Genomic DNA, 24,238 nt, shown 5'->3' with positions numbered 1-24,238 from the left:
CCGTAATGGTTTCATCTTATTCACTTTTATTTTTATAATTCAGCTTTATTACTTCTGGTATATACTTCCTATCATATTTTCTCGTATAGATTTCTCCATCAGGAGTAACTAATTGTAAAACAATCTCACCACAAACCCCATCTAGTATTTCAAATTCACCTTGTGCATTTGAAATACTGTGTTCCTTACTTTCAATTGAATCTTCATATATTTTCACATTAAATATAGGTTCGTTATTTTGATCTACGATAATACCTCTTGAATACTTAGCAACTGCTATGCATTGATCCTCTTTTTTATAATATGTAATCACAACAATTGCACCTGCCACTATAGCGCTACATACAAACAAGAGAATGATTTTGCGCCTCACAACGAACCTCCTAATTCAAATTATTCTTTTCTAAACTGAAAATTAAACTGTGTTAATTGCTTGATTTCCTCAATTACTTTACGAATACCTTCTTCAATCTTATCTTCTTTTACATTCGAAACATTTAACTTTAACAGTTTTTCTTTAGGAAAATTCCTCATATAATTCTTATCAATAGTATCGACACTTATTTGCATGTCACCTAATTTTTGTATAAGTGTTTCTGTAACTGTGTTTTTCTGCATTTCTAAACAAGTGTGTATTCCAAATGTGTTTTGTCTATTATATGTAAATAATGATTGATCTTCATTTTGCACTTTTTCTAATGTTTCTGCTAGTTTTATTGATCTATTGTAGTAGGAAGAATTAATTTTACTTTTATGACGTTCAAACATACCGCTCTTTATATAAATTTCTAAAGCCGCTTGAGAAATCATCGGACTATCAATATCTAGTATCTTTTTGTATGTATAGAAAGCATTTGCAATGGATGGTGGAATGACCGCAACTCCAACCCGTAAACCAGGAAAAATAATCTTCGAATAACTTTTCAAATATATGACATGACTACAATTATCCAAGCTATATAACGGATCTGCTTTTGAATCAGTTTCTAAATCTGCTAAATAATCATCTTCCACTATAAATACATTGTATTTCTTAGCCAATAGTGCGATTTTTTCTTTCTCCTCTTTAGAATAAGACGTTCCAAGCGGATGATGATATCTCGGTATCGTATAGAAAAATTTTATTTTTCCAGTTTGAAATAATTGCTCCAATTCATTCAAATCGATACCTTCATTCTTACGTTTAATACCGATTACAGGAACTTTATTTATTTCTAGATAATCAATATATAGATGATATGTTGGCTGTTCAATTAATACAGTTTCATTTCCATTCGGAAATGGTATAGAAGTTAATATAGCAAGCGCCTGCTGAACACCTGACGTTATAAAAATATTTTCTTCTTTTGTAAAGACTTGATAATTTGCTAGTTGTTTTTGAATAACTGGTATTAAAGATGGTAACCCTTTCGGCGTTCCATATACAAACAAATCATTTTTATACGTATCAATAGCCTTATTAATACAATGTTGAAAATCTAAATACGGAAAAACATCTGGATCTGGTGCTGAGGAAGCAAAATCAATTATCTCGTTATTTTCTATAGTATTCTCTGATTTTTTAACAACGTAGTATCCACTTTGAGGGACAGAATATATAATGTGACGCTTTTCTAATTCATGAAGAGCACGTATAACTGTTGCCTTATTACATTCATATTGTGTAACGAGTGACCGTATAGACGGTAATTTCTTTCCTTCTCTTATTTCTCCATTTTGAATCATATTTTCTATGTCGTTTAAAATATTTAAATACTTATACATCTTACACCTCCTTCAGTAATTCCATATTTAATTATATCGATTTTTCATTCATATAGCATTCATTCCTCAATTAGTTAATTTTCCGATCATCTATATCGTAAATCCCAATAGCATATGAATCATTTTCAATCCATTTCTTTACTGCTTCTGTTTTAAGTACACCTTCAACTTCTTTTTCTATTTTCTGTCCAAGTTCTCTCACCCCTACTTCATCATCGCTAATCTTAGTTTTTATATCAATGGTAACAGGTTGATTCTTTATATAATTTATTTGCTGAATACCAAACCCTTCATTTCCATTTTTTCTGAATACGTCATCAAATATATGTCCAAAAACTAACTCCCATCTATGTTCTGCATTTACAATCTCCTTGTTTCTTTGAGATATATTTACTTTATAGGACATAACGCCTTGAATTTGCAATCTTTTATTAATTTCTTTTTTTATTTCGTTAGCATTTTCGCTATCAGCAATCTCTAAATCTACTATTCTTGCTTTTTCATCTCTTATAGCAGCACTAAAAAAAGATTCCTCCTTTACAGCTGCTGTAGCAATATCCATCACTATAGAATCTTCACTTTTAGCATCTTCAATATCATTCTCACAGGCACATAATAAAGCAAGTGGAAATAAAAATACAAGTAACTTCTTTCCCTTTCTCATGCAGCACCCCTCCATATATTTTCATTTACGATAAACTTTTTACTTTGACATATAAATACCTTCTTTAATTATTAAATTTAACATTATTTCACATTTCCCCCACTTAACAAGGGAATTACAATTAATAAATAGAATATCTCTATGAATAAATAAAAAGTGAGGGATATATAATGCAACGTGTAAATACGATTGATATTAGTAATGTACTACAATTGGAAAAAACTCTTTCGACTTTATTAAATAAAATGATTTCTTCAAAACTAGACCTTGAAAATTGGTTAAAAGAGCAGTCAAAAGTTATTTGGGACATCGAAGAACAATTAAGATCACATTACATCGCCTTTCAATGTAATACGGATGATGAAGAAATAAAGGATACTTTTGAACATGATCAACAATTTGTAAAGCCACTTTTAAAGCGGTACCAAAATTTATTGGATAATAAATATTTAGAGTCACCTTTTCGAATGGAATTAGATTCTAACGTATATGGTTTATTAGATACAAAAATAAAAAATGCTCAAAAGTTATTTTGTGAGGAAAATATCGAATTAGAAATAAAGGAAGACAAATTAATCACAGAGTACTTTGAAATCACTGGAGGATTAAGTGGAATTTGGGACGGAGAAGAAAAAACGATAACAGAATTACAATCCTATTTACAAGATTCGAATCGTGACACCCGTAAAAAGGCAAAAACCATTATTTCTGAACAATTTTTATCTGTTGAAAAAGAACTCCAAAACATATTAAATCAATTAATTGAAATTCGCCATCAAAAAGCAAAAAATATTCAACTAGAGAATTATCGCGATTATATGTTCAAAAAATACGAGCGTTTTGATTATTCAGCGAAAGATTGCTATGAACTAGCTGAATCCATACGTAAGTATGTTGTGCCTCTTAAAGATAAAATATTGCTAGAGAAAAAAGATAAACTGCAAATTGATACGCTTCGCCCGTGGGATGTATCAGCTGTAACTCCAGATCAAAAAGTACTTAAACCTATTGCAAATGAAAATGATTTAATTGAAAAGAGCACTCATATCTTTAATAAACTAGATGTTGAATTTTCAGCACTTTTAAACCGAATGTATAAACACAATTGTCTTGATTTAACAAGCCGCAAAGGAAAAGCAGCTGGTGGCTTTTGTGAGTACTTACCAGCTTCACAATTATCTTATATTTTTATGAACTTAAATTATACACAAGATGATATTGTCACTTTTATACATGAAATGGGTCATAGTATTCATAACGAACTCATAAAACCATTAAAATTACGACAGTATATAGAAATTCCAGCTGAAACAGCTGAGCTAGCCAGTATGACAATGGAGTTATTCTCGCTTAATTATTGGGATACCTTCTATACAGACAAAAAAGATTTAAAACAAGCAAAAATTAACTTCTTTAAAGATGTTATTTCATATTTACCTATTATGCTTATTGTCGATCAATTTCAACACTGGCTGTATGAAAATCCAAGTCATACTTCTGAAGAAAGAAATGAAAAATACTTACAACTTCAAAAACATTATCAGTCTAGCGTCATACATATTGATGGCTACGAAAACTGGATAGCAACGAGTTGGCTACCTGTACTCCATATTTTTGAAGTACCATTTTATTATATTGAATATGCGATCGCTCAACTTGGTGCATTACAAATGTATAAACAATATAAAGAGGATCCTAAGCAAGCGCTAGAAAATTATAAAAAGGCATTATCACTAGGAAGCTCGCAATCTATAAAAGAAGTGTATGATGCAGCCGGTATTCGTTTTGATTTTTCTGGTGAAACAATTAAAGAACTAATGCTATTTGTAGAAAAAGAATTAGAATTACTTGAGCAATTATAAGAAGAAAGCTGCACCTATATTTTGGGTGTAGCTTTCTTCTTTATTTTATTAATCAGCTCTATGTACTGAGTATCTCCATATCCGATTGTTGGAAAAAGATAAAACAACTTTATTAATAATTCACGAGTTGATAAATCTTTATTTTTAGAGATGAATTTCATTACTGCATTATCTTCTGTTAACATTTCTAAAAATAAGTCTATAGCCCGATACATTACAGGTGGTACCTTATGAGAGGTCTTTTTATGGTTTACTAATACTTCATTGTATATAGAAGAATAATTCCCCAATTCAAGTTCAATTTGATTTACTTTAAATTCATCCTCTCTAAAGCTATTTAAGTATACCTTCCCTTCATAAGCAGACTGTTCAAGATGAGAAAGTATGGTAAGTAGGTTCATTTGGCAAAACATATCTTCACCAAACCATAGAACAATACATTTATACTTTTTCGTAAAAAGGTTTTCTAACGGATCTATAACCTTTTTTATATAACTTTCTACTGAACTGTTATGTCCTTTCGCTCTTGTTTTAATAAACTCTTCATTAAAAACTTGAGTAGTAGCCGAATTCACACACATTGCCTCATTAAATGGTGCATAATCAGAATCACCCATTAGCTTTTCGTTTTTAAATTCTTCATACATAACTTGACCATTTAATATGTAAAGTACCTCTTTATCAAATAGCTCACTCTTCCTATCTCGTAACTGTTCAACCTCTATTTTTCTAGAAATATTCATTTTAAACACCCCTTCTTTATTTAAATTTAGTTTAACAAATGATTGAATAGGCATTTTGTTAAGTTGGTATTCTCTTGGATTCATTCCAAAAACATTTTTGAAAGCTCTACTATAAGCCTCTTGGGAAGAGTAATCGTAATCCAACGCTACCTCAATTATCTTCCTACCATTCTTTAAATCTTCTGTAGATAAATACAACCTTCTAAGAAGAATATAACGTCTAATACTGAAACCCGTTACTTGATGAAATTTAAAAGAGCAATAATAAGGAGAATACCCCATGTAACGAGATAATTCATCTAATGAAAATCTCTTTTTTAAATTGCTCTCAATCCAATTAATCATCTGCTGTATATGTTCATTCATTTCCTTCACTCCTTATTTAAAAGTATAGGAGAAGTGCGTTTCTTTCTTTTGATATTTCTTGTGTTTTATAACATGAGCCTTTCTCTAAAGTCTTTATAATCTATATATAAGTATTAATTTTATATTTTTTCATCTATCTTATTTTGTCATACCTTCTATTCATTTTTCAATTTAGCGTTAATGAGTATGTTGGCAACACCTTACTAATTATTAAAGGTCAATTTACATCATATTTCATTTTAAAGGATTTCAAAAATTAAAAAATTAAGGTTTGGAAAGGACGTTTCAATGAACAAGCTAGAAAAAGAAATACTTCAATTCATAAATGAACAGTATCCGTTGAATTTTATTAACATTAAGCCAATAACAAATGAGATGTATGAATGTCTTACAGAACAAGGTACATACTTCAGTAGAATTACAAACTACAAAACATATGAAGAACAGATAGAAGAAGTTATATATACGAATTTTTTATATCAAAATGGTTTAGGTGTTCCACCAATAATCCCTTCATTACAAGGGAATTTTATAGAAAAATTCACATTAGACAAGGAGATTTTTGCTGTATTATATAAAGCTGCTCCTGGTATACATTTACCAAGGTCTGAATGGAATTCTAATATATTTAAAAAACTTGGTAAACAAATTGGAAAATTACATCGTATATCTAAAAGCTTTGAAAAGATTAAACCAGTAAAACATATAAACGATTGGTATGAAAATGAAGAATATAATTTCCTTAAATATATCCCTAAAGAAGAAAATACAATAAGAGAAATTGCATCTGACGTTTTAACTTCCATAAAAGAGCTACCAAAATCCCCTTCAAATTACGGCTTAATACACGGAGATTTATGGTTAGAAAACATTTTAGTCGAAAATAATTCAAACTTAACAATGATAGATTTTCAAGACTGCGAAAAACATTTTTACATATTCGATTTAGCCGTTCCTATTTATAGTGCGATAGAATATTCATTTGCTGGAAATGGGAATATCGTTGACTATGAGTATTCTATTACAAAAGCACTATTTGAAGGCTACCAAGAGGAAAATGAGCTATCAAAAGAGATGAAAGACAAGTTTCCGTTATTTATTAAATTAAAGGAGATTTTTGAATATAGCTTAATGCATATGTATTGGAATAAAGAAGAATTAACGGAGGAACAAGTACGGATTATGAACCTTTATAGGATGAAGATTGAAAATAAGAATACCTATATCAATATTTAAGAATGCTGTTGTCTAACTGCAAGGAAACTTTGGTTAAACAACAGCATTTATTAATTAGCTGACAACCTTTTTTATGACTTATAAATACTGATTCAATAATCTTTTCAAATACACTTCATTTTGCGGTGATACTTTTTCAGAAAATCTAGCTGCAATAATAATAGGAGCCCATTGAAAAACTTCATCTCTTGATATGCCGGTACGACTGCAATATATATGTAAATACATCTCAGCTAATTCTACCGAAGATTGTGAGTACAACAAGTATGTTCGAAATACATCTGCGCGAATATCACCTGAACTAGCATCTACCCAATCTATAACTTTCACTTTCTCTTCCTTATTCAAAATCAAATTAAATGGATGAAAATCTCCATGACATAGCCTAAAATCAAATGTAATAAAATCTAATTTTTGTAATATATCCTTCTTTTTGCGTTCATCCAATTTATGCACAGATTTAATTTGACGCTCTAACCTCTCCCTCATTAACTCCATTTCATCTGTATTCACATGTATAGCATGGATCTTTTTTTGCTCATTAACACAAAGGCTGATATAACGCTCTGCCTCATTTAAATTATTAAGCAGAAGATCACCAATGTTGTCCCCTTTTACATGTGCCATAATAATTGCCTGTCTATTTTGTATCTTTTTCACTTCAAATACGTTTGGAACTGGCAACCCGCATGAATACGCATATTTTTGTTTTTTTGCTTCATTCATAGACTCTGTATCTGGGAGGTAATCTTTAAATAATTTTACAACCTTATCATCAGTTAAATAAATTTCTGCTGTATTCCCTTTTGCAATTGGATTACCTAAAACCACTTTATTTCCCCCCTTAACATAAATTAGAATAACACCTTATACTTCTCTTTAAATTCACTATAATCCTAGCTAAAACCTTCTTCACGAATATACAAAAAACTTACCGCTTTCCATCCTTAAATAGAAAGCGGTAAGTTTAATTGTTTAGGAATATCCGAATGAAACTCTGATGTATGCACAATTGAAAATGTATATCCTTGCTCAATAAATGATACTTCATTACGTTTACATTCAAATGATACACTATTTTTCTTAAAATTATTTTGGATTCGCTGTAAAAATGCGACGTCTGGTGTTCCGAAAGAAACGTATACTTTCGGTGATAGAGCTTTCATCGCGATTGGAATCCAAGGTCGCTGCCACCAAGTCGCGACGATATATGCAGTGCCACCTATAACAAAGTTAAAAATATCCCCATCTTCCATCGTTTTCATATTTAGATTTGATTTTAACCATTCCGTAAAAACAGGTACACTTTTAACAGGAAGACCAATTTCCCTTACGTATAAAATGTTTAAAGGTGAGTGTGGTACTAATACATCCTCTTTAACATAACTATGTGCGATAATTTCGAGTAGATTTCCATCTCCGTCTTTAAAGTATAAATTGAATAGACCATTCTCTTCACCAATTACATTTCCATTTTACAATGAGTAATCCAGAGTCCTTTAACCATTTTGCTGTTTCATGGAATTTTGAATATGGGATTTCAAAAGCAAAATGTGCAGGTGCGATTGGTTCATACACTTCTTGAAAACTAATTGTTGTATAAGGTGTTACTTCAAATTGAATGAAGGATGCTGTTTCTTTTTTTATTGGAAAAGATAATATGTCCTTATAAACTTGTTTTACCCCTTCTATGGAAACCGTTTGTAGTTTTATATCTGATATATGTGTAATCACTTTACATTCCCCCTCATTTCTTATTATCTATTCGTATTGTATTACACTTATAAATAGATAAAATCAAACGGAAGGATGGATTTTTCATATAGAAACTACAACTTTAGTATGAATATGTTAGCTCCAATTATTTTTTATTTCCGCTATAACAATTTCTGGTTTATCCCAGTGCAACATGTGTGTAGTATCAGGAATTACTTTTACTATACTGTCCGTTTTCTCTTTAAAAACATTTGCTGTCTTATCTCTATAATCCGCCCAAACTTGTGGGACTGTAGCTCGAAGTAATACAATATTATCCGGTAGCTTCTCATATATATCTATTGTTTCATCTTTATGCATACCTCTTATTATATTACTAGCTGTATTTCCCCTGGCATGCCACCATACTTTATTATCCATTTCGATCCCTAGATCCTTTACAGCAACTTCTAACAATGAAGACCACCTAGTATAAGCTGCTTTTTCACTTTTGAAAAATTCGTCCCAATTATTAAAAACGTATTCATCAAAGTCCTTTTCATAATAAGCAATTTCTTCTTCCAACGTTTCTTCTTTAAGCCTTTTTGTTTGATATCCACCATCAATAAGAATACTTCCTTGTACTTTTTCTGGATGATTTAACAAATAAAATAACGCTACAAAACTTCCCCATGAATGTGATAGAAAATAGAAGTATTCGATTCTCAATTCATTTATTATTTCATTTAACCAATTTGCTAAATTGTACATCTCATAATCTTCTGTTCTTTCAAATGGGGGTGTTTTACCATGTCCAGGTGCATCAACGGAGATAAATCTATACTCTTCTTTTAATTCCTCAGCAATTTCTATAAAACTTAAACTCGTACTACCTAATCCATGTAAACAAAAGATAACGGGCTTCTCATTATTCCCCCATTCAGTAATATGTACATTTATTTTTTCATTGCTAATATAGTAACGTTTCAAAACATTTATCCTCCATATTTTGATTTTTTAATTTACACTTTATTTATTTCTATTATTTTCAAGTATTTCCTGTATTCTTTTCCACACAAAAAGCTGCTTTTCTTTAAATGAAAAGCAGCTTTTACACTAAAATACATTATAATTTAACAGCAATAATCATAAATCTTTTTGAATTAGTACGAATCCCTTTTTCAGAACTATACGTATCAATGAACTTTTGTAAAATAGTAAAATCCTCTTCCTGTTCTCCGAATCTAGGAATAATAGGGGTATGTTTTAATAAGAAAATGAGATCTTCAGACCTACTGTAATAATCAGTAACATCATATTCACGTACTTGCACGAGATCAAATCCTGCACTAATAAGTTCATTCATATACTTTTCTTTTAAAGTACCATCCCGTTCACCTAAGCATTGTCCTCTACCAAATGCTTCTTTCAGGTTTAATTTATCATTCTCACTTACTTGTTGTGTTAAGAAAAAGGCACCCTTTTTCATTACTTTCGCTAACTCAGATGCCAGAAACGGGGCATGACAACTTGAAGCAATATCAAAATGTGCATGTGGAAATGTTAAAGCTTCAGAACCCATTTGAAGAAACTCAACATTTTGTACATCTGATTTTTTCAAGTTAGACTGTGCCGTTTCAATCATGCCATTAGAATTATCAATTCCAATTAGCAATTTAGCCGAAGATGCTATGTTAAGTACATTTTCTCCTCCGCCTGTACCAACATCAAGTAAAATATGTGATGGTTTACACCTTTCTTTTACCTCACTATAAAAGTCCCATGTATCTCCTACAGTTTCACATTTTATTTTGCTAAAATCCCATCCATTTAATCTTCCTACTTTATCATAGAAGCTTTTATACTCTAATTCGTTCATCTTATTACTTCCCCTTTGTAAAAATAAATTAAATATGTATAATAACCTACGACACTCTTTAATTATATATTATAAAATACAAATTATTAAAACAACATTTCCCTTCACACTACAATAAGTTTACATAACATTTTTATGGTTTATCTTTATCTATATATTCTAAATGCCCTCTTCCCCAACTACACATACTATCCAAAACAGTACTGACTGTTTTTCCATGTTCAGTTAAGCTATATTCTACTTTAGGTGGTATTTCTTGATAAATTTCGCGTTTTATTAGTTGATCTTGCTCTAATTCACGTAATTGCTTCGCTAACGTCCCTTGAGATATATCAGGTATCAATCGCTTTAATTCACCAAAACGTTTCATTCCATCTGTTAGCAAAATAAACAAAATGAGTGACTTCCATTTCCCACCGATTATTTGTAATGTTGCTATTACCCCTTTTAACTTCGGTTCTTGTAAATCCATTTTTCTCACCTCTCCTCAGATATCATAAAGGGAAACTTTAATCAGTGGGGGTTTTGTTCATCCCACACTGATTATTAGTTGAACCAATCGAGCTTTTACGGGCAATTGATCTCTTACCTAACTTCCTTGCATTTTCCTAACTTTGAGGTGAGAGTTTTACTGCCCGTTAATGCGGGATAAACCATATTTAGAAATTTTTCCTATTACTTATCCGCATGTATAGCGATTAGTACGAAATTTGCGACTATGTACATATAAAGTGCGTACTTTTCACTTGCTCCCTTTTAGCGAATAATAAAAGCATAGCACAGTTAGTTATATTCTAAATTTTTTATTAAAGGAGTGGCTAAAATATGTCTATTACTACATTAAAAAATAGCCGTATTGTTATCATTGGCGGGAGTTCTGGTATTGGATTAGCAACAGCAACACAAGCAATTAAACAAGGTGCACATGTTATTATTGCCGGACGCTCGGAAGAAAAATTAAAAGTTGCTCGAGAAGTAATAAATAACAATCATCTTCAAACTTATATATTGGATAATCAAAATAAAGAGCAATTACAAAATTTTTTCAAGACAGTTGGGAACTTTGATCATTTATTCACACCGGGAGCCTCTTATACACTTGGACCAATTACCTCTACAGAGGAAATTGCTGAAAGTAGCTTCATCGGAAAGTTTTGGCCTCAATATTATGCCGTAAAATATGCAATTCCTTTTCTTTCAAACTCTGGATCGATTGTGTTAATGTCTGGTGCATTTAGTCAAAGACCACTTAAAGGCGCACCTGCTTATGGAGCTTGCAATGGTGCTATTGAAAGTTTAGGGAAGGCTTTAGCTGTGGAATTAGCTCCTATTAGAGTTAATGTGGTTTCTCCTGGAACAATACAAAAAGAAAATGAACAAAACGAAAATAGACTAGCTGCTTATGAATCTTATAAATCTCTTTCTCTTGTAAAAAGGCCTGGCCATAATAATGAAATTGCACATACTGTTCTATATTTAATGCAAAATAGTTTTACTACGGGTAATGTATTATTTCCAGATGGAGGGTACACATATCATTAAATTATTTAAGACAGAAGCCCCTTATTACGATGGTTTTTGTTGCTCATTTAAACATTGCTGAAATTTCCAAATAGATGATTACATTACTTTAGTACCAACTGGTTGGTTTTTAGATGATTCATTACAATCCGCTCATTTTGTACATTTGCAAATAAAATTGTGCTAGTAGTTGACGAATCGAATCTCGAAGTAATTTGTCTTGATATTTATGGATAAGTTTACAAAGAAAAAAGGCATATAATTAATGCCTTTTTTCTTTATCATCATTTAACTGGATAACAAACTTCTGTAACCCACTTATTAGGATCCGCTTCCATCGCTGGGCTCACATGATAAATATTAAACATCGGGCCTGCTAATTTATAACCCTCTGTCTCAATCCATTTTGCCGCAGCCTCATTTACAGCTGTCATCTGTTCATAACTTCCATTAACTGTTATAGAAGCTACATTAGTCGATTCCATATTTTTAAATGTAACGTCCTTTGTATTTTCGTGCTTACCTAGAATACTTAGCTGTATTTCTATATCTACATCATTTTCTTTGTATTCACGATCATGGAAAACCGCAATACTATAACTCGGTTGGGCAATACTAATATTTTTCATTTGAATTTCTTGCATTAATACACTCCATAAATCACCTTCGCAATTATACGATGGAATAATCTTTCTAACACTAGCTACAGTTCTTTCTGGAATTTCTTTTATTGAAACATGATAATTCATCTCAACAACATCCTCTCTCATCGTTTTCATTGAGTCTTCGAGGAGACGTAATTGTTTTTGGAGGTTATTCATGTCTTCTTTAATTTGAGCACTACGATTTAAAAATTGCTCTTTTATGCTATCTATATTATCGCATTCTATTATTTCTTTGATGATAGCAATATTAAACCCCATAGCTTTTAATGTTTGAATTTGATTTACCTTTTTTAATTGGTCAGCTGAATAAAATCGATATCCACTCTGCTCATCGACTTTTACTGGTTGTAATAATTCCACTTTATCGTAGTGTCTCAACATACGTATACTAATGGAAGATAGTTTCGAAAAATCCCCTATTTTAAACATGATTTCCTCCTATAAGTTACATCTACTTTGAAGCTCAACTTCATCATAAACAATGACATTATGTGAGGGTCAACTATTTTTAACGATTTAAATAACAATTTAACATGTTATATTTATATAATTAAAAACCTATATTCCTGTTTTTATGACTACTGCAATTGACAATCCATCACTAGTTATTTTTCTCAAGACATTCATAAACCGCCATCATATCTCGTTTATCCAACTCACGTATGCGATTAAAAATTGGTATTTCTCCAACAGCTTCTGTTAATAAGCTTTCATTCACAACATCACTTACTTTTCCAGTTAACCACGTTTGTACATCCACGCCCTCAACAACTTCTTTTAACCCTTCGTCATTAATACCACTTGCATTACAAGTTACACATGGAATTGTTAGTTTAAAGACACCATCATGTAGATTATCTTCGGTTATCACTTTCTTACCTTTACAAAATGGACATGGATTACTTTTTTTAATTTTATTAATTTGGGTAACTAATTTTTTGTAACCAAATGCTTCGTATACATACGTAAGTTTTTTATATTTACCATTTGTGAAATACTTATCTATAATGGTTTCTCTCGTTTCATAAACATTAGGGAAATCACAAACAGTTACCTGATTATTAACACTAATGGATTCGATATTTCCTTTTATTTCGCCCCAGAATGGTAAGACATTTTGTAACACCATTTCATAGTTTGAAAAGCTTGCTTGTTCTAATTCAAACATTTTCAATGCAACTTGTGCTTTTCTTGGCAATAAAGAAACATCTTCTGTCAATACCATATCGCCACCAACAATAGACTTCAATTTAACAAGTGCCGGTAAATCACCAACTGTTTTCAATACTTTATTAATAGGCTGATTGATTATTTCACGAATATCTACGTTACCAAATTTAAGTGGTTTATGATGATTTAAAACCGTCCCCTCACAAATTGGACATTTCATCATTTTTTTTGAACTCTTAATTTCTTCTTTAATAGGTGCTTTTGAAATAACAATATATCCACCAATAATTGTATTAAACCCTACCCATGTTCTACGTGTCTTTCCTTTTTTATCATAAAATGATTTTTCAAAATATCCGTACCAAAACGTATGCTTTTCTTCTTCTGACATATCATTATAGCTTTTTGACAAATCGTGACCAAGCTCATTTTTTATTTCTTCGAATAGAAATTCTATTTTTTCATGCTGATAAAATTTTAATACCTTCATGATTTCTGGATCGAATAGCCCATCCCAAAATGGAACACTTTTATCTTGAATGGCAATATTTTTATCAAAAACTTCAATTTGAAGACGTCCAGAACAAGATGGACAATGATTGTCCTGTGAATAGAAATCAAAACTTCTCGTATCTTTATTAATTGGATGAGCAGCTACAATATGATTAATTAATCCACCAATCTCATATAAGAAACTATATTGACTATATAAATGTCTTTCAAGGTCAATAGCAATAACAGGTGCGATTGTATCAGATTCATATTCACCATAAATTAACCTAGCCATTGATGATAAACTTTTAAAAATACCGCCCTTATAAACATTTTCGGCATTTTTAAAATAGTTAATATGATTTTCTTCTAAATAGTGAACTCCTTTTTTCTTCTTAAGCATTGAAGAGATATTTATTTTCTCTGTGCTATTCACATTACTTTTTTGACGATAGTAATCCACATGATTAACAACATCCAAATGCTCTACAGATTCATTCTGCCTTTTTCCAAAATCAACTATATAATCAGAGCTTTCTAACATGTAACGATTATGCTCAATCATAATGATAGAAACTGATTCATCTTGCAGAATACCTCTAATACTATCGATAAATTGATTTAAAATATTTTGTGATAAACCTTTTGAAGGCTCATCAAAAATGAATAATGTATGTGGATTTCTAGTGTTTGCAAATAATTCCGAAACTAAATGAACACATTGAAACTCACCTGTCGATAATGTTTGTGTTTTTCTCTCTAATGTTAAATAGCCAAGCCCTAATTTAATTAGTAGGCTCAAACGTTTATAAGCGATATCTTCATTTGGAAGTTCATCAATAATATCCTCAATCGAGCGCTCAAAAATATCATCAATGTCTTCACTATACTTTGTCAGTTTCTTTTTAATATCTAGGAAAGTTGCTACAGTTGATCGACTTGTAATTGATTGATTTCGGTCTTGTCCTACCATAACTAATTTATCTTTTGGATATCGTTTCAAAAAATCTGTAGCTAGGCATTCATTGACAAGTGTAGATTTTCCACATCCCGATTCTCCTGTAACTGTTACAAGCCTGTTTTTAGGAATTTGAAACTCAGCCATTTGGATATTACGGCAATATAAATCATAGAATGTATAATATTCTGTTGGTATTTCTTTATTTCGATCCCACAGTATTGACTTTGGTCTTGGTGATTCTTCCACAATTTTCCCGCCATATTTTCCGCTACCAGGTCCAAAGAACAATTGCTCATCAGTTGTATCTAGTACTGTATCTGAATGATCAATAAGCCAAATTTGATTTTTACGCCCTAGTCGTTTAATTTCTTCTAAAATTTGTAATAATGTTTCATGATCAAGTCCAACTGAAATCTCATCAATAATAATTACAGCATTTTCACTTACTGCCATGAATTCGGCCAAATAAAGTCGTGTTAACTCTCCACCTGATAACGTACCCATAATTCGATTTAATGTTAAATAACCAATGTTCATATTAATAATATTTTGCAGTATATGCTGTTTTTCTTCACTAATATTTAACTCTTTTGCTAGTGAAAGAATAGATTCAATACTTAAATCATTAATATTTGAGATTGAATGTGGCTTGTCCAACAAATCAATTTCATATTGTTCAATTTCTTCACTATAACGTTTTCCCTTACATTTTTTACACTCAACATTTTTTGTAGTACCACGGCCTTTACAACCAGTACACCAGCCTAATTGATTATTAAATGAAAAGACCTCTGGAGAAAGATTAAAAACTTCAGCAAGTTTTTCCCGAACCTCTGTAAAAACACCAGTATGAGTACCAATCGTTGAACGCGGATTAGACGAAATCGATGATTTTCCTAGAAAAAGTACTAAAGGCATTTCTTCCATCTTAATGGCACTAAAATTTGTTTCCATAATGTTAGGAAATAAATATTGATATTCAGCCTTTGGTAATAAAGAAACTAATCGTTTTTTTGACTCTTCACCAATTGTTTGGCAAAAAGTTGTTTTACCCGATCCAGATAACCCAGCAATTCCAAACGATTTATTAAACGGTATAGTTGCATCTAATTTATTTATGTTATTAGCAATTAATTGATTTACTTTCATATTAACCTCTATTCTTATTTATTCACAAAAGCATTTTTAAAATATAATAATTACATAATGAATATTACCTATTATGCAATTATCCTCTCACTTCATGAATCTTATCCTTGTATATTTCAAACCATTGTTGCCATTCATCTTTAGAAAATTCTTTCTCTTCTCCTTTTAAAACGTAAGAAAAAAGATTTAAACAAATATGCCAACCAGCTATATCTCTCGGTGTATGATCTGTTAATTCATGAATGTACTCTTTAAGAAGTAACAAAGTACCATTCTCCTCTTTATGTATTTCAAATCGGACACGGTCTTTATCCCAAGTAAATTCAAGTACTGAGTTTACTTGACATTCTAAAATATCAATGTTTATGAATGAACCATCCATCATGTCGAACTTTATTATTCCACCAGTTTTAAGGCTTTCAATCTGTAAATTGGACATCCATTTTTTCAGCTTACTGTTTTCTGTTAATACAGACCAAACTTCCTCTACCGTATATGGAAATTCGCGTTCAAATTTTACAATATATCCATCAGTTAGTTTCCCAATTTCAGCTATCATTTTGATTGCCTCCTTATATAGAATGTATGTTCTCACTTCATTTTACACGAATATAAATATAAAATAAATATTTATAACAACGAAGTGTTAATTTAAAGTGAATGGTGCTGAGAAAAACTTAAATATTTTCTAAATCGAGTTATATAATATTGAAAATTAAATATAGATTTACGTACAAATAAAAAAAGCCGCATTTGCGACTTATGAAATCATAGGATTAACTTCTGTTTTTGTGGAATGATTAATGATTAACGCTTAATCGCATCGACAATTAGCGATGGAAAACCAAGTTTATCGCCTTTATTTCTAGAATCATACCTTTTCGAACGGAAAATAACACCGTCGTTTGCATCCCATTCGTTGTAATAAAACCGACCATTTTCATCACAATATTCAAGTAAAACTACCTCGAATCCAGCAGTTTCAAACATTTTCGTTAATGTTATATAATTATGAACGATTTTATGACTTGCTGCTGGATGATCTTTCGGACCGGGGCCTCCTATTTGAACTATATTTTGATATGCCTCATCCTGAAAGAATGCATCAGGGACTCCGCACCGAATATGACCAGATGGTTTTAAAAATTCATAACAAATTTCAGCTGCTCTTACACCTTCTTCAAAAGTAAGGTGTTCCCATACATGCTCAGCTAAAATAGCTGAAATAGAGTTGTATTCAAATCTTTCTTCCCACGTAGCTTTATCTAGTAAGTTAAGTTCATCTTCTTGCGTTTGAATCCAACCTGGATTATTATTAAACACTCCAGCTCCGACAACTACTTTAATTTCGTCTTGTTTTATTGCCACCATGTTCACCTCTTAAATATTTTAATTCATTAATATATTCTATGTTTACTATTATCCTTCCTCCTTTAACAAATTTAGTACCATGAGTCCAGTACAATACCGAACTCATGTCCTAAAAACTCTCTAACGTAACGATCTGTCTAACTCTATAAAATTAGTTCATAATATACGATTTTTCTTACAGAAATATAGCACACCAAACATTAGCATAATACCAATTACGTAAAAAATTGTTGTTCCGCTCCCACCAGTATTAGGAATTACCCAATTATTCTTCGCATTTTTCACTGTTATTTTTTGTGTCTTTACTGCTTCTGTAATTTCTATTTCTATTGGATCCCTAAGTAACATATATCCGTTTGGCGCTTTTATTTCTTTTATCGTATATTTTCCAAGTACTAATTGACTGGAAATCACCTTTCCTTTTTCATCCGTTGTTAATCTAGCCACTTCTTTACCCTCTTTATCTAAGACTTGAAATATAGCGCCTTGTAGTTTTAAATTGATATCCTTATCATCAACTTTCTCAATTTCAAATTGTCCAGTCGGATCTGGCAATTTCTTATTTCCTATTTTAATTTCTACTACTGCATCTTTTTCTACTTTTACAGTTATTTTTTCTTTTAATAATTCGTAACCTTTAGGTGCTTCTACTTCCACTAAGGTATAGTTTCCTTTTGGTAAGTCTTTTGATACTACTTCTCCTTCTTCATTTGTCACTAGTTCTCCAACTATTTTTCCTTTTGAATCTTCTATATGAAACTTTGCCCCTGCTAGTTTTTTATTTTTATCACTTATGTCTACTTTCACTAACTTCATTTTTCCCATTGAATCTGGCAATTTCTTATTTCCTATTTTAATTTCTACTACTGCATCTTTTTCTACTTTTACAGCTATTTTATCTTTTAATAATTCATAGTCTTTTGGCGCTTCTATTTCTACAAGGGTATAGTTTCCTTTTGGTAAGTCTTTTGATATCGCTTCTCCTTCTTTATTTGTTACTAGTTCTCCAACTATTTTTCCTTTTGAATCTTCTATATGAAACTTTGCTCCCACCAATTTTTTATTATCATTATTACTATCAACTTTTTTTATTTTTACTTTTCCAGTACTAGGCTTGTTCCAATGTTGCCAGTTAAATTTGAAATTGTGAAATTCAAATCCACCAGTTTGTTGTACCGCGCCGACAAATGCTTGTCCATTAATCGAGCCGCCTTTTGTTTCTAATACAGCATTTGGGGCAAACACACTCCCAACGACACCATATCCCTCTGTTGTAATTTTTTTCGCATTTGGAAAAACCCAAATCACTTTCCCGTATAGCTCAGTAAACGGGGAATTAGGAGAATATGGTTGTGATGTAGGAACTATATCTGTAGCCCTTCCAATATTGTTCGTGTCATATAGAATAGATCCATTTTTAAATGTAACCTCTGTTGCATCCGAATACATAACAATAAAATCTTTGTCCTTAGCATTTGGTAAAAATACATCTCTTATATCTAAATTAATTTTCCCTGTCAATTCTGATGAAACATAAATATTAGGATTGTTTATATCTTTTCCGATTCCATGACTCATATTTGGAATTGGGGTATTTGTTTTATATTGACCTGCATTTTTACTGACTTGGTTCACTAAATTGCGAAATTCATTAAATTTCGCGTCAATTTCTAGTTTTTCTTTATAAACGATACGATCATAAGAGGATTGTATGATGCGATCTGGATCACTCTCTTTTGTCATTACTACTATTCCGTTTTGAATGATAAAAGATTCTTCTCTTGATTTCTTAAATTTTCCAGACAATAACAAGGACGGATATCCCTCATCAACCCATTTTTCACCTACTATATTAGATGTTCCCGCTGCAGCACCTACAATTGTATACCCCGATGCATCCATATCACCTTGAACTGCAATTGCTCCTTCAATGTCGCCACCTATTGCTTTATGGTTACCAAAGACAACAGCATTATAGCGCGATATATCACCTAGACCTTCTAAGTTTGTCGTGGATCCATATACTTCTTTTGGTACATATATGACAAAACTTACACTTAACATTAACAAAACAATAAAATGAATACTTACCAGCTTTAATCGTAGCCTCAATTCCTTTGTTCCCACCTTTACCGTATTTTTCCTATAGTCGCATAAAATGACATATTCACCAATGAGGATTTACTTCATCCTTTCTATACTTTCTATACTTTCTTTACTTATCTCTGAATTTCCAGTCCCACTTCCCATTAATGCAGGATAAATAAATACATTCTATCGAGTTAACCTTTTCTTATAAATTACGACTAGAAACACACATAACAATAGGATTGGAACTATTACATTCCACTTATTAAACATAAATATCTCTGTACTCACTTTTCGTTTTTCTTTCTCGTTTAACTCCACACGCACACCTCGAACTAGCAACCTATTGGTGTTTACTCCATAAGGCGTACACGTAATTAAAGTTGTATAATCTTTATTTTCTACAATTTGTAGATCGTCCGTTTCGTGTGGTAACACTACTTTAATTTGATCTACTTTATAAGCAAGAACTTTGTCTAAAGAATGAATATAAAAAAGATCTCCTTCACTCAACTTATCTAAATCTGTAAATAATTTTGCTGATGGTAAACCACGATGCCCTGTTAAAATAGTGTGCGTATTTTCTCCACCTATCGGGAGCGAAGAAAAATCTAAATGACCTATCCCGCGGCTCAATACTTCCTCAGATGTCCCTTGATAGATTGGCAGTTTTATATTGATTTTCGATATTTCAATATACCCCATTACATCTCCTAAATTTAACGCATCAGCATATGCTCGATGATTACTTTTTTTTTCAGAAAATGGATCAGTAAATGTTTTCGTGGAAGTGTGAACTTGTTTATTATATTCGGCTGCTTCTTTTTCCCTACGTTCGACTTCTTTCTTTTGTAATGCTTTGATATTCTTATCGTAAGAGCTAATCTCAGAATAATGTGCACGAGTCGCCAACCAATTACTAATAGTAGGATATAAAAAAACACCTAATCCAAATAAAAAAATACCTCCCAAAACAAGATTTCGTTTCATATTTCCACCTCTGTATATGCTTAAATATCGAAAAGAGGGAAGCATTTTGCTTCTCCCCTTTTCCCATAGTTACATGTTCCTAAAATCTTAATTATTAGCAGACTTTTTTCTAAAGAAAACAAATGCCGCTGTAACCATTAACGTAAGACCTATTACAGTAAAAAGAGTCGTTCCTATGCCACCCGTTACCGGAAGAACCCATCCACTTTTATTATTTTCAATCGTTAATTTAACCGTTTGATTATTTTCGCTAATCTTTACATCAATGGGATCTTTTAATAATTGATAAGAAGCTTTTGTACCATCTTCTTTTGTATATGTTGGAGCTTTCGTTTCGAAAATTTGATAGTCTCCATATGGAATGTTAGACCATTTAATAACACCATTTTCATCTGATACACCTGTTACTTCTTTTCCTGCTACAACAACTATTTTTCCATTTTTATCTTTAAGTACAAACTCTGCACCTTTTAATTTATTCTTATTAGCACCATCAATTTTTGTTAACTCAATTATTCCAGTTGTTGGAACAACAACTACAGGTTTAGATTCCTTTTCTCCAATTACATCATTTTTATTTGTAAAATCAATTTTTGCTGTATTTAAAATTTCCGAACCAGATGGTACTCCTTCTTTTACTTGAGATTTAATTTGCAAATGAAATTCTTTTTTACCATCTAATTTTGTGAAATCTTTTACTGTAGCTGTTACCTTTTGACCTTCTATAGCTACCTCTACAATGCTTGCATTTACTTCTGCTCCATCAATTTTCACGATTGGCTTTCCTTGAATCACTAAACGATTATCCAAAGTATCTGTTACCACATATTTTTTGTATTCCTTAATGTCTTCTGGAATTAATGTTTTAATATCATAATTATAATTAGTTAACGGATTGATTGGTAACGCTTCCAATTTTCCGTTAATCTTTTTATTAATTGTTGGTTCTTCATAGTTTTTCACTTCTAATTTAACTACTGTACCAGAAGTAATAGTTCCATCTTCATTAATTGTTCCGGCGTTCTTAACAAAAAACTCACGTTTAGTTGGATCTATTACATAGCCTTTCGGAGCTTTTGTTTCTTGGAAATAGTATTCTCCATACACCAATCCTTGCACGTGAATATGACCATTAGCATCTGTTACTAACTCTTTTTTCACTTCTGTACCGTCTTTTTTAAATAAAGAGAATACTGCACCTGCTAATGCTTTTTCATTTACACCAGTTTTTATTAAATCAACTGCACCACGTTTAACCTCATTTTTAGGATACATGTGAACATCATAGTTTAGCACCTTACCCTCTTTATTCGTTAATGGGATATCCACTGTATACGTATTGGGATTTAGATTAACATGTGGAGGTCCTGCCACTTCTTTCACCTCATAACGTCCTAGCGGAAGATCTTTTAATACAGCTTGTCCGTTATCATCTGTTACTACTTGATTTGGAGTGGCTCCCATTACAGGTTTCACGTCTTCTTTTACGATTTTCCCATCGTTTGAAATTTTTTCAAAAGAAGCAACCCTTTTTACTTCAAACGTTACACCTTTTAATGGTTTCGCATCTTTTGGCACCTCTTGATTTGCAGAACCGTCACCTTCTAGTCCCTGCGCTCCATCTTTGTCTTGTTCATACTTATGAATCGTTAAAGTACCTTTAGATGGTGAATCCGCCTTTACTAATACACTAGACCATGTAGAAAATGTTAAGAAAAACACTAAAAGCACACTAAATATTTTTTTCATTTCTCTTATCCCCTTTACTACTTCTATCATTTTAAAAATCTCTTTATTACTATTACCTTCTTAAAAGCAATAGTGTGCCAAGTATCAGATTTAAACGAATAACATAAAACATAGTCGTCCAACAATCCATTGTTTACAATCACTTATTCACTTTTCTTATCTTCTATTATTACGTTGTCTCTCCACATGATATATGTAATTTTCTCCCCTAAATTACACTTATATCCCTATTTCAAGAATCATTACATTTGTTACATAATAGCTTTCACTACTAATTTCGACTAGTCACTTACTGTCAATCTATTAATTTCTCACTTCCTATCCCTATTTAAAATCCAATCTTAATCATTTTTTAATACATATAAGTAATAACCAACAAATAAGTGTGACGATTCATATTTTACGCTACTGTCCAAAACTATCACCTGTATATTCGAATAATATGTGCTATTCATGTTAAATTATGGTATTATTCTTAGAAGTTTATAACTTTTATTTATATTTTTTATTAATAAAGGTTTTCCGTTTCTACTTATGAAAAAAGGAATATATGTTTATTTAACTATTACGCATAACTGTAAGGAGGAAGAATATGACTAAAAAGCTCAGTCTAGTTGAGATAGAGTACATTTGCAATATGTTTTTCCAATCTTTTGAAATTCCAGTTTGTTTTTTAGATTGTAACAAAAATATTCTTTTAGAATTCACATCAAAAAATGATTCACACTCGTTGTATACATCAAAAATAGAACAGTTACATGTGCTTTTTCAGAGAAATGATACATATAATTCCCCCATCTTCAGAACTCACGAACATCTAGGGCACTTTATTTTAATTCACATAAAGAGCGATTATATGGTGAACGGTACTGTTATTATTGGGCCCTTGGCACATGTAAATTTTTCTACAAGTAAAGCGGATAGTAAACTTAATTTTATTCCAAATTATAAAAGAACAAGAGACCATTATTTTTCATTGTCAGTCAAAGATCAAAATTTCTTTGTAAATATAGCAATATTGTTCTATAACATTCTCTATAAAAAAAATTCAGATGTAAGCACATTTTTAAATAACAGTGACTCACTTCATATAAGTCATAGCAGAATCTTAAACGAAGATGTATATATTTCAATGCAAAAAGACGAATCCATTTATCATAATTTATATATAGAGCAGCAACTACTTGGTTCTATAGAAAACGGGGATAAAGAAACCGTACTCAAATATTATTACGAATTCCAACAAGAGACTCTTTCATCTTTATCTTCATTCCATCAATTAAGACGTCATAAAAACATTTGTATTTCATCCATCACGCTCGCTACTAGATATGCGATAAAAGGGGGACTTCCATCTGGGATTGCTTACAAAATTTATGATTTACATATTCAAAGAACAGAAGATTTAAAAGACAAAGAATCTGTTTGGGATTTATTAAAAAATGCTTTTTGTACCTTTGCAGACCGTGTAAAGGCACAAAAAACACAGCAACATTCACAGACTATTGCTATTTGCAAAAACTACATTTTTAAAAACATTTACAATCCAATATCTGTTAAACAACTTGCTAAATTTGCAAATGTGAATTCAGATTATTTATCTATATTATTTAAAAAAGAAGTCGGTATTTCATTAATTGAGTACATTCAACGTGAACGAATCGAGGAAGCAAAGAAATTATTAACTTTCACCACCTATCCCTTATCAGACATATGCGCTTCGCTTAATTTTAGCGATCAAAGTTATTTCACTAAAATTTTTAAAAAATTCACCAATGAAACACCTGGTAAATACCGAAAATCTCATGTTGTCATTTAGAGTGACACTTCCATTAAAACAAAGTGTTTTCAGTAACTTATCAATGGCAAATTA

19 protein-coding genes and 1 pseudogene are annotated in these 24,238 nt (G+C 31.3%); 4 read left to right on the top strand and 16 right to left on the bottom strand.

Annotated elements, in window-relative coordinates; all coding sequences use genetic code 11:
* Window positions 1–16 precede the first annotated feature (16 nt).
* From H6481_RS23865 to H6481_RS23855, 3 genes are all read right to left on the bottom strand, one after another.
* Entirely contained in the window at window positions 17–373 is a 357-nt protein-coding gene (locus H6481_RS23865; RefSeq protein ID WP_001253115.1) for a hypothetical protein, read from the bottom strand.
* A gap of 20 nt (window positions 374–393) precedes the next feature.
* Entirely contained in the window at window positions 394–1,764 is a 1,371-nt protein-coding gene (locus H6481_RS23860) for a PLP-dependent aminotransferase family protein (RefSeq protein ID WP_182813378.1), read from the bottom strand.
* 70 nt (window positions 1,765–1,834) lie between these two features.
* Window positions 1,835–2,428 (bottom strand): DUF4030 domain-containing protein, encoded by a 594-nt coding sequence (locus H6481_RS23855; protein WP_182813376.1) that lies wholly within the window; start codon window positions 2,426–2,428, stop codon window positions 1,835–1,837.
* A 170-nt stretch (window positions 2,429–2,598) separates the two neighbouring features.
* Here H6481_RS23855 and H6481_RS23850 point away from each other — a divergent pair, with 170 nt between their 5' ends.
* On the top strand, window positions 2,599–4,290 hold the full coding sequence (locus H6481_RS23850) for a M3 family oligoendopeptidase (protein WP_063547355.1): 1,692 nt from the start codon (window positions 2,599–2,601) through the stop codon (window positions 4,288–4,290).
* Between the two features lie 14 nt (window positions 4,291–4,304).
* On the opposite strand, the gene H6481_RS23845 is transcribed toward H6481_RS23850, so the two are convergent.
* Window positions 4,305–5,399 carry an AraC family transcriptional regulator gene (locus tag H6481_RS23845; RefSeq protein WP_182813374.1) on the bottom strand — a complete coding sequence of 365 codons (1,095 nt, stop codon included), beginning with the start codon at window positions 5,397–5,399 and terminating at the stop codon, window positions 4,305–4,307.
* Between the two features lie 288 nt (window positions 5,400–5,687).
* Here H6481_RS23845 and H6481_RS23840 point away from each other — a divergent pair, with 288 nt between their 5' ends.
* Window positions 5,688–6,635, top strand: a complete 948-nt coding sequence (locus H6481_RS23840) for a phosphotransferase (protein WP_182813372.1) — start codon at window positions 5,688–5,690, stop codon at window positions 6,633–6,635.
* A 78-nt stretch (window positions 6,636–6,713) separates the two neighbouring features.
* Here the strand turns inward: H6481_RS23840 and H6481_RS23835 are convergent, their stop codons facing one another.
* The 5 genes and pseudogenes from H6481_RS23835 to H6481_RS23815 all read right to left on the bottom strand — a co-directional run bounded on the left by H6481_RS23835 (window position 6,714) and on the right by H6481_RS23815 (window position 10,681).
* Window positions 6,714–7,466, bottom strand: coding sequence for an aminoglycoside phosphotransferase family protein (locus tag H6481_RS23835; protein WP_182813370.1), 753 nt, complete (start codon window positions 7,464–7,466; stop codon window positions 6,714–6,716).
* 116 nt (window positions 7,467–7,582) lie between these two features.
* Window positions 7,583–8,369: pseudogene (locus tag H6481_RS23830) on the bottom strand (glyoxalase/bleomycin resistance/dioxygenase family protein).
* A gap of 117 nt (window positions 8,370–8,486) precedes the next feature.
* Window positions 8,487–9,320: an alpha/beta hydrolase gene (locus tag H6481_RS23825; protein WP_078993214.1), complete on the bottom strand. Its 834-nt coding sequence runs from the start codon at window positions 9,318–9,320 to the stop codon at window positions 8,487–8,489.
* 136 nt (window positions 9,321–9,456) lie between these two features.
* Entirely contained in the window at window positions 9,457–10,209 is a 753-nt protein-coding gene (locus H6481_RS23820) for a class I SAM-dependent methyltransferase (protein WP_182813368.1), read from the bottom strand.
* Between the two features lie 133 nt (window positions 10,210–10,342).
* Window positions 10,343–10,681, bottom strand: coding sequence for a winged helix-turn-helix transcriptional regulator (locus H6481_RS23815; protein WP_000365537.1), 339 nt, complete (start codon window positions 10,679–10,681; stop codon window positions 10,343–10,345).
* 353 nt (window positions 10,682–11,034) lie between these two features.
* Between H6481_RS23815 and H6481_RS23810 the strand changes: the two genes are divergently transcribed.
* On the top strand, window positions 11,035–11,751 hold the full coding sequence (locus H6481_RS23810; RefSeq protein ID WP_000029109.1) for an SDR family oxidoreductase: 717 nt from the start codon (window positions 11,035–11,037) through the stop codon (window positions 11,749–11,751).
* A 263-nt stretch (window positions 11,752–12,014) separates the two neighbouring features.
* Here the strand turns inward: H6481_RS23810 and H6481_RS23805 are convergent, their stop codons facing one another.
* The 7 genes from H6481_RS23805 to H6481_RS23775 form a co-directional block, all read right to left on the bottom strand.
* On the bottom strand, window positions 12,015–12,824 hold the full coding sequence (locus tag H6481_RS23805; RefSeq protein ID WP_182813367.1) for a MerR family transcriptional regulator: 810 nt from the start codon (window positions 12,822–12,824) through the stop codon (window positions 12,015–12,017).
* A 172-nt stretch (window positions 12,825–12,996) separates the two neighbouring features.
* A complete protein-coding gene (locus H6481_RS23800; RefSeq protein ID WP_182813364.1) occupies window positions 12,997–16,167 on the bottom strand; it encodes an ATP-binding cassette domain-containing protein in 3,171 nt (1,056 codons plus the stop codon).
* Between the two features lie 79 nt (window positions 16,168–16,246).
* Window positions 16,247–16,726, bottom strand: a complete 480-nt coding sequence (locus H6481_RS23795; protein WP_048564654.1) for an SRPBCC family protein — start codon at window positions 16,724–16,726, stop codon at window positions 16,247–16,249.
* Window positions 16,727–16,974: 248 nt separating this feature from the next.
* Window positions 16,975–17,538: a hypothetical protein gene (locus H6481_RS23790; RefSeq protein WP_000225721.1), complete on the bottom strand. Its 564-nt coding sequence runs from the start codon at window positions 17,536–17,538 to the stop codon at window positions 16,975–16,977.
* A gap of 156 nt (window positions 17,539–17,694) precedes the next feature.
* The gene (locus H6481_RS23785) at window positions 17,695–19,650 is read right to left on the bottom strand and encodes a SpaA isopeptide-forming pilin-related protein (RefSeq protein WP_182813362.1); all 1,956 of its coding nucleotides are present in this window, start codon (window positions 19,648–19,650) and stop codon (window positions 17,695–17,697) included.
* Window positions 19,651–19,812: 162 nt separating this feature from the next.
* On the bottom strand, window positions 19,813–20,616 hold the full coding sequence (locus H6481_RS23780; RefSeq protein WP_182813360.1) for a class C sortase: 804 nt from the start codon (window positions 20,614–20,616) through the stop codon (window positions 19,813–19,815).
* Window positions 20,617–20,703: 87 nt separating this feature from the next.
* Window positions 20,704–22,365, bottom strand: coding sequence for an LPXTG cell wall anchor domain-containing protein (locus H6481_RS23775; protein WP_182813358.1), 1,662 nt, complete (start codon window positions 22,363–22,365; stop codon window positions 20,704–20,706).
* A 592-nt stretch (window positions 22,366–22,957) separates the two neighbouring features.
* Here H6481_RS23775 and H6481_RS23770 point away from each other — a divergent pair.
* Window positions 22,958–24,184 (top strand): helix-turn-helix domain-containing protein, encoded by a 1,227-nt coding sequence (locus H6481_RS23770; protein ID WP_182813356.1) that lies wholly within the window; start codon window positions 22,958–22,960, stop codon window positions 24,182–24,184.
* Window positions 24,185–24,238 lie beyond the last annotated feature (54 nt).

Source organism: Bacillus sp. ME78, assembly GCF_903970865.1.
Lineage (GTDB): Bacteria > Bacillota > Bacilli > Bacillales > Bacillaceae_G > Bacillus_A > Bacillus_A cereus.
This window is presented reverse-complemented; position numbering and strand designations above follow the sequence as displayed.

What these genes read in the sequence shown, in the direction of transcription:
- H6481_RS23855 (WP_182813376.1), bottom strand. Translation starts at nt 2,428, where the DNA reads ATGAGAAAGGGAAAGAAGTTACTTGTATTTTTATTTCCACTTGCTTTA.
- H6481_RS23790 (WP_000225721.1), bottom strand. Translation starts at nt 17,538, where the DNA reads ATGGTGGCAATAAAACAAGACGAAATTAAAGTAGTTGTCGGAGCTGGA.
- H6481_RS23775 (WP_182813358.1), bottom strand. Translation starts at nt 22,365, where the DNA reads ATGAAAAAAATATTTAGTGTGCTTTTAGTGTTTTTCTTAACATTTTCT.
- H6481_RS23820 (WP_182813368.1), bottom strand. Translation starts at nt 10,209, where the DNA reads ATGAACGAATTAGAGTATAAAAGCTTCTATGATAAAGTAGGAAGATTA.
- H6481_RS23845 (WP_182813374.1), bottom strand. Translation starts at nt 5,399, where the DNA reads ATGAATGAACATATACAGCAGATGATTAATTGGATTGAGAGCAATTTA.
- H6481_RS23815 (WP_000365537.1), bottom strand. Translation starts at nt 10,681, where the DNA reads ATGGATTTACAAGAACCGAAGTTAAAAGGGGTAATAGCAACATTACAA.
- H6481_RS23805 (WP_182813367.1), bottom strand. Translation starts at nt 12,824, where the DNA reads ATGTTTAAAATAGGGGATTTTTCGAAACTATCTTCCATTAGTATACGT.
- H6481_RS23795 (WP_048564654.1), bottom strand. Translation starts at nt 16,726, where the DNA reads ATGATAGCTGAAATTGGGAAACTAACTGATGGATATATTGTAAAATTT.
- H6481_RS23810 (WP_000029109.1), top strand. Translation starts at nt 11,035, where the DNA reads ATGTCTATTACTACATTAAAAAATAGCCGTATTGTTATCATTGGCGGG.
- H6481_RS23860 (WP_182813378.1), bottom strand. Translation starts at nt 1,764, where the DNA reads ATGTATAAGTATTTAAATATTTTAAACGACATAGAAAATATGATTCAA.
- H6481_RS23800 (WP_182813364.1), bottom strand. Translation starts at nt 16,167, where the DNA reads ATGAAAGTAAATCAATTAATTGCTAATAACATAAATAAATTAGATGCA.
- H6481_RS23850 (WP_063547355.1), top strand. Translation starts at nt 2,599, where the DNA reads ATGCAACGTGTAAATACGATTGATATTAGTAATGTACTACAATTGGAA.
- H6481_RS23780 (WP_182813360.1), bottom strand. Translation starts at nt 20,616, where the DNA reads ATGAAACGAAATCTTGTTTTGGGAGGTATTTTTTTATTTGGATTAGGT.
- H6481_RS23840 (WP_182813372.1), top strand. Translation starts at nt 5,688, where the DNA reads ATGAACAAGCTAGAAAAAGAAATACTTCAATTCATAAATGAACAGTAT.
- H6481_RS23770 (WP_182813356.1), top strand. Translation starts at nt 22,958, where the DNA reads ATGACTAAAAAGCTCAGTCTAGTTGAGATAGAGTACATTTGCAATATG.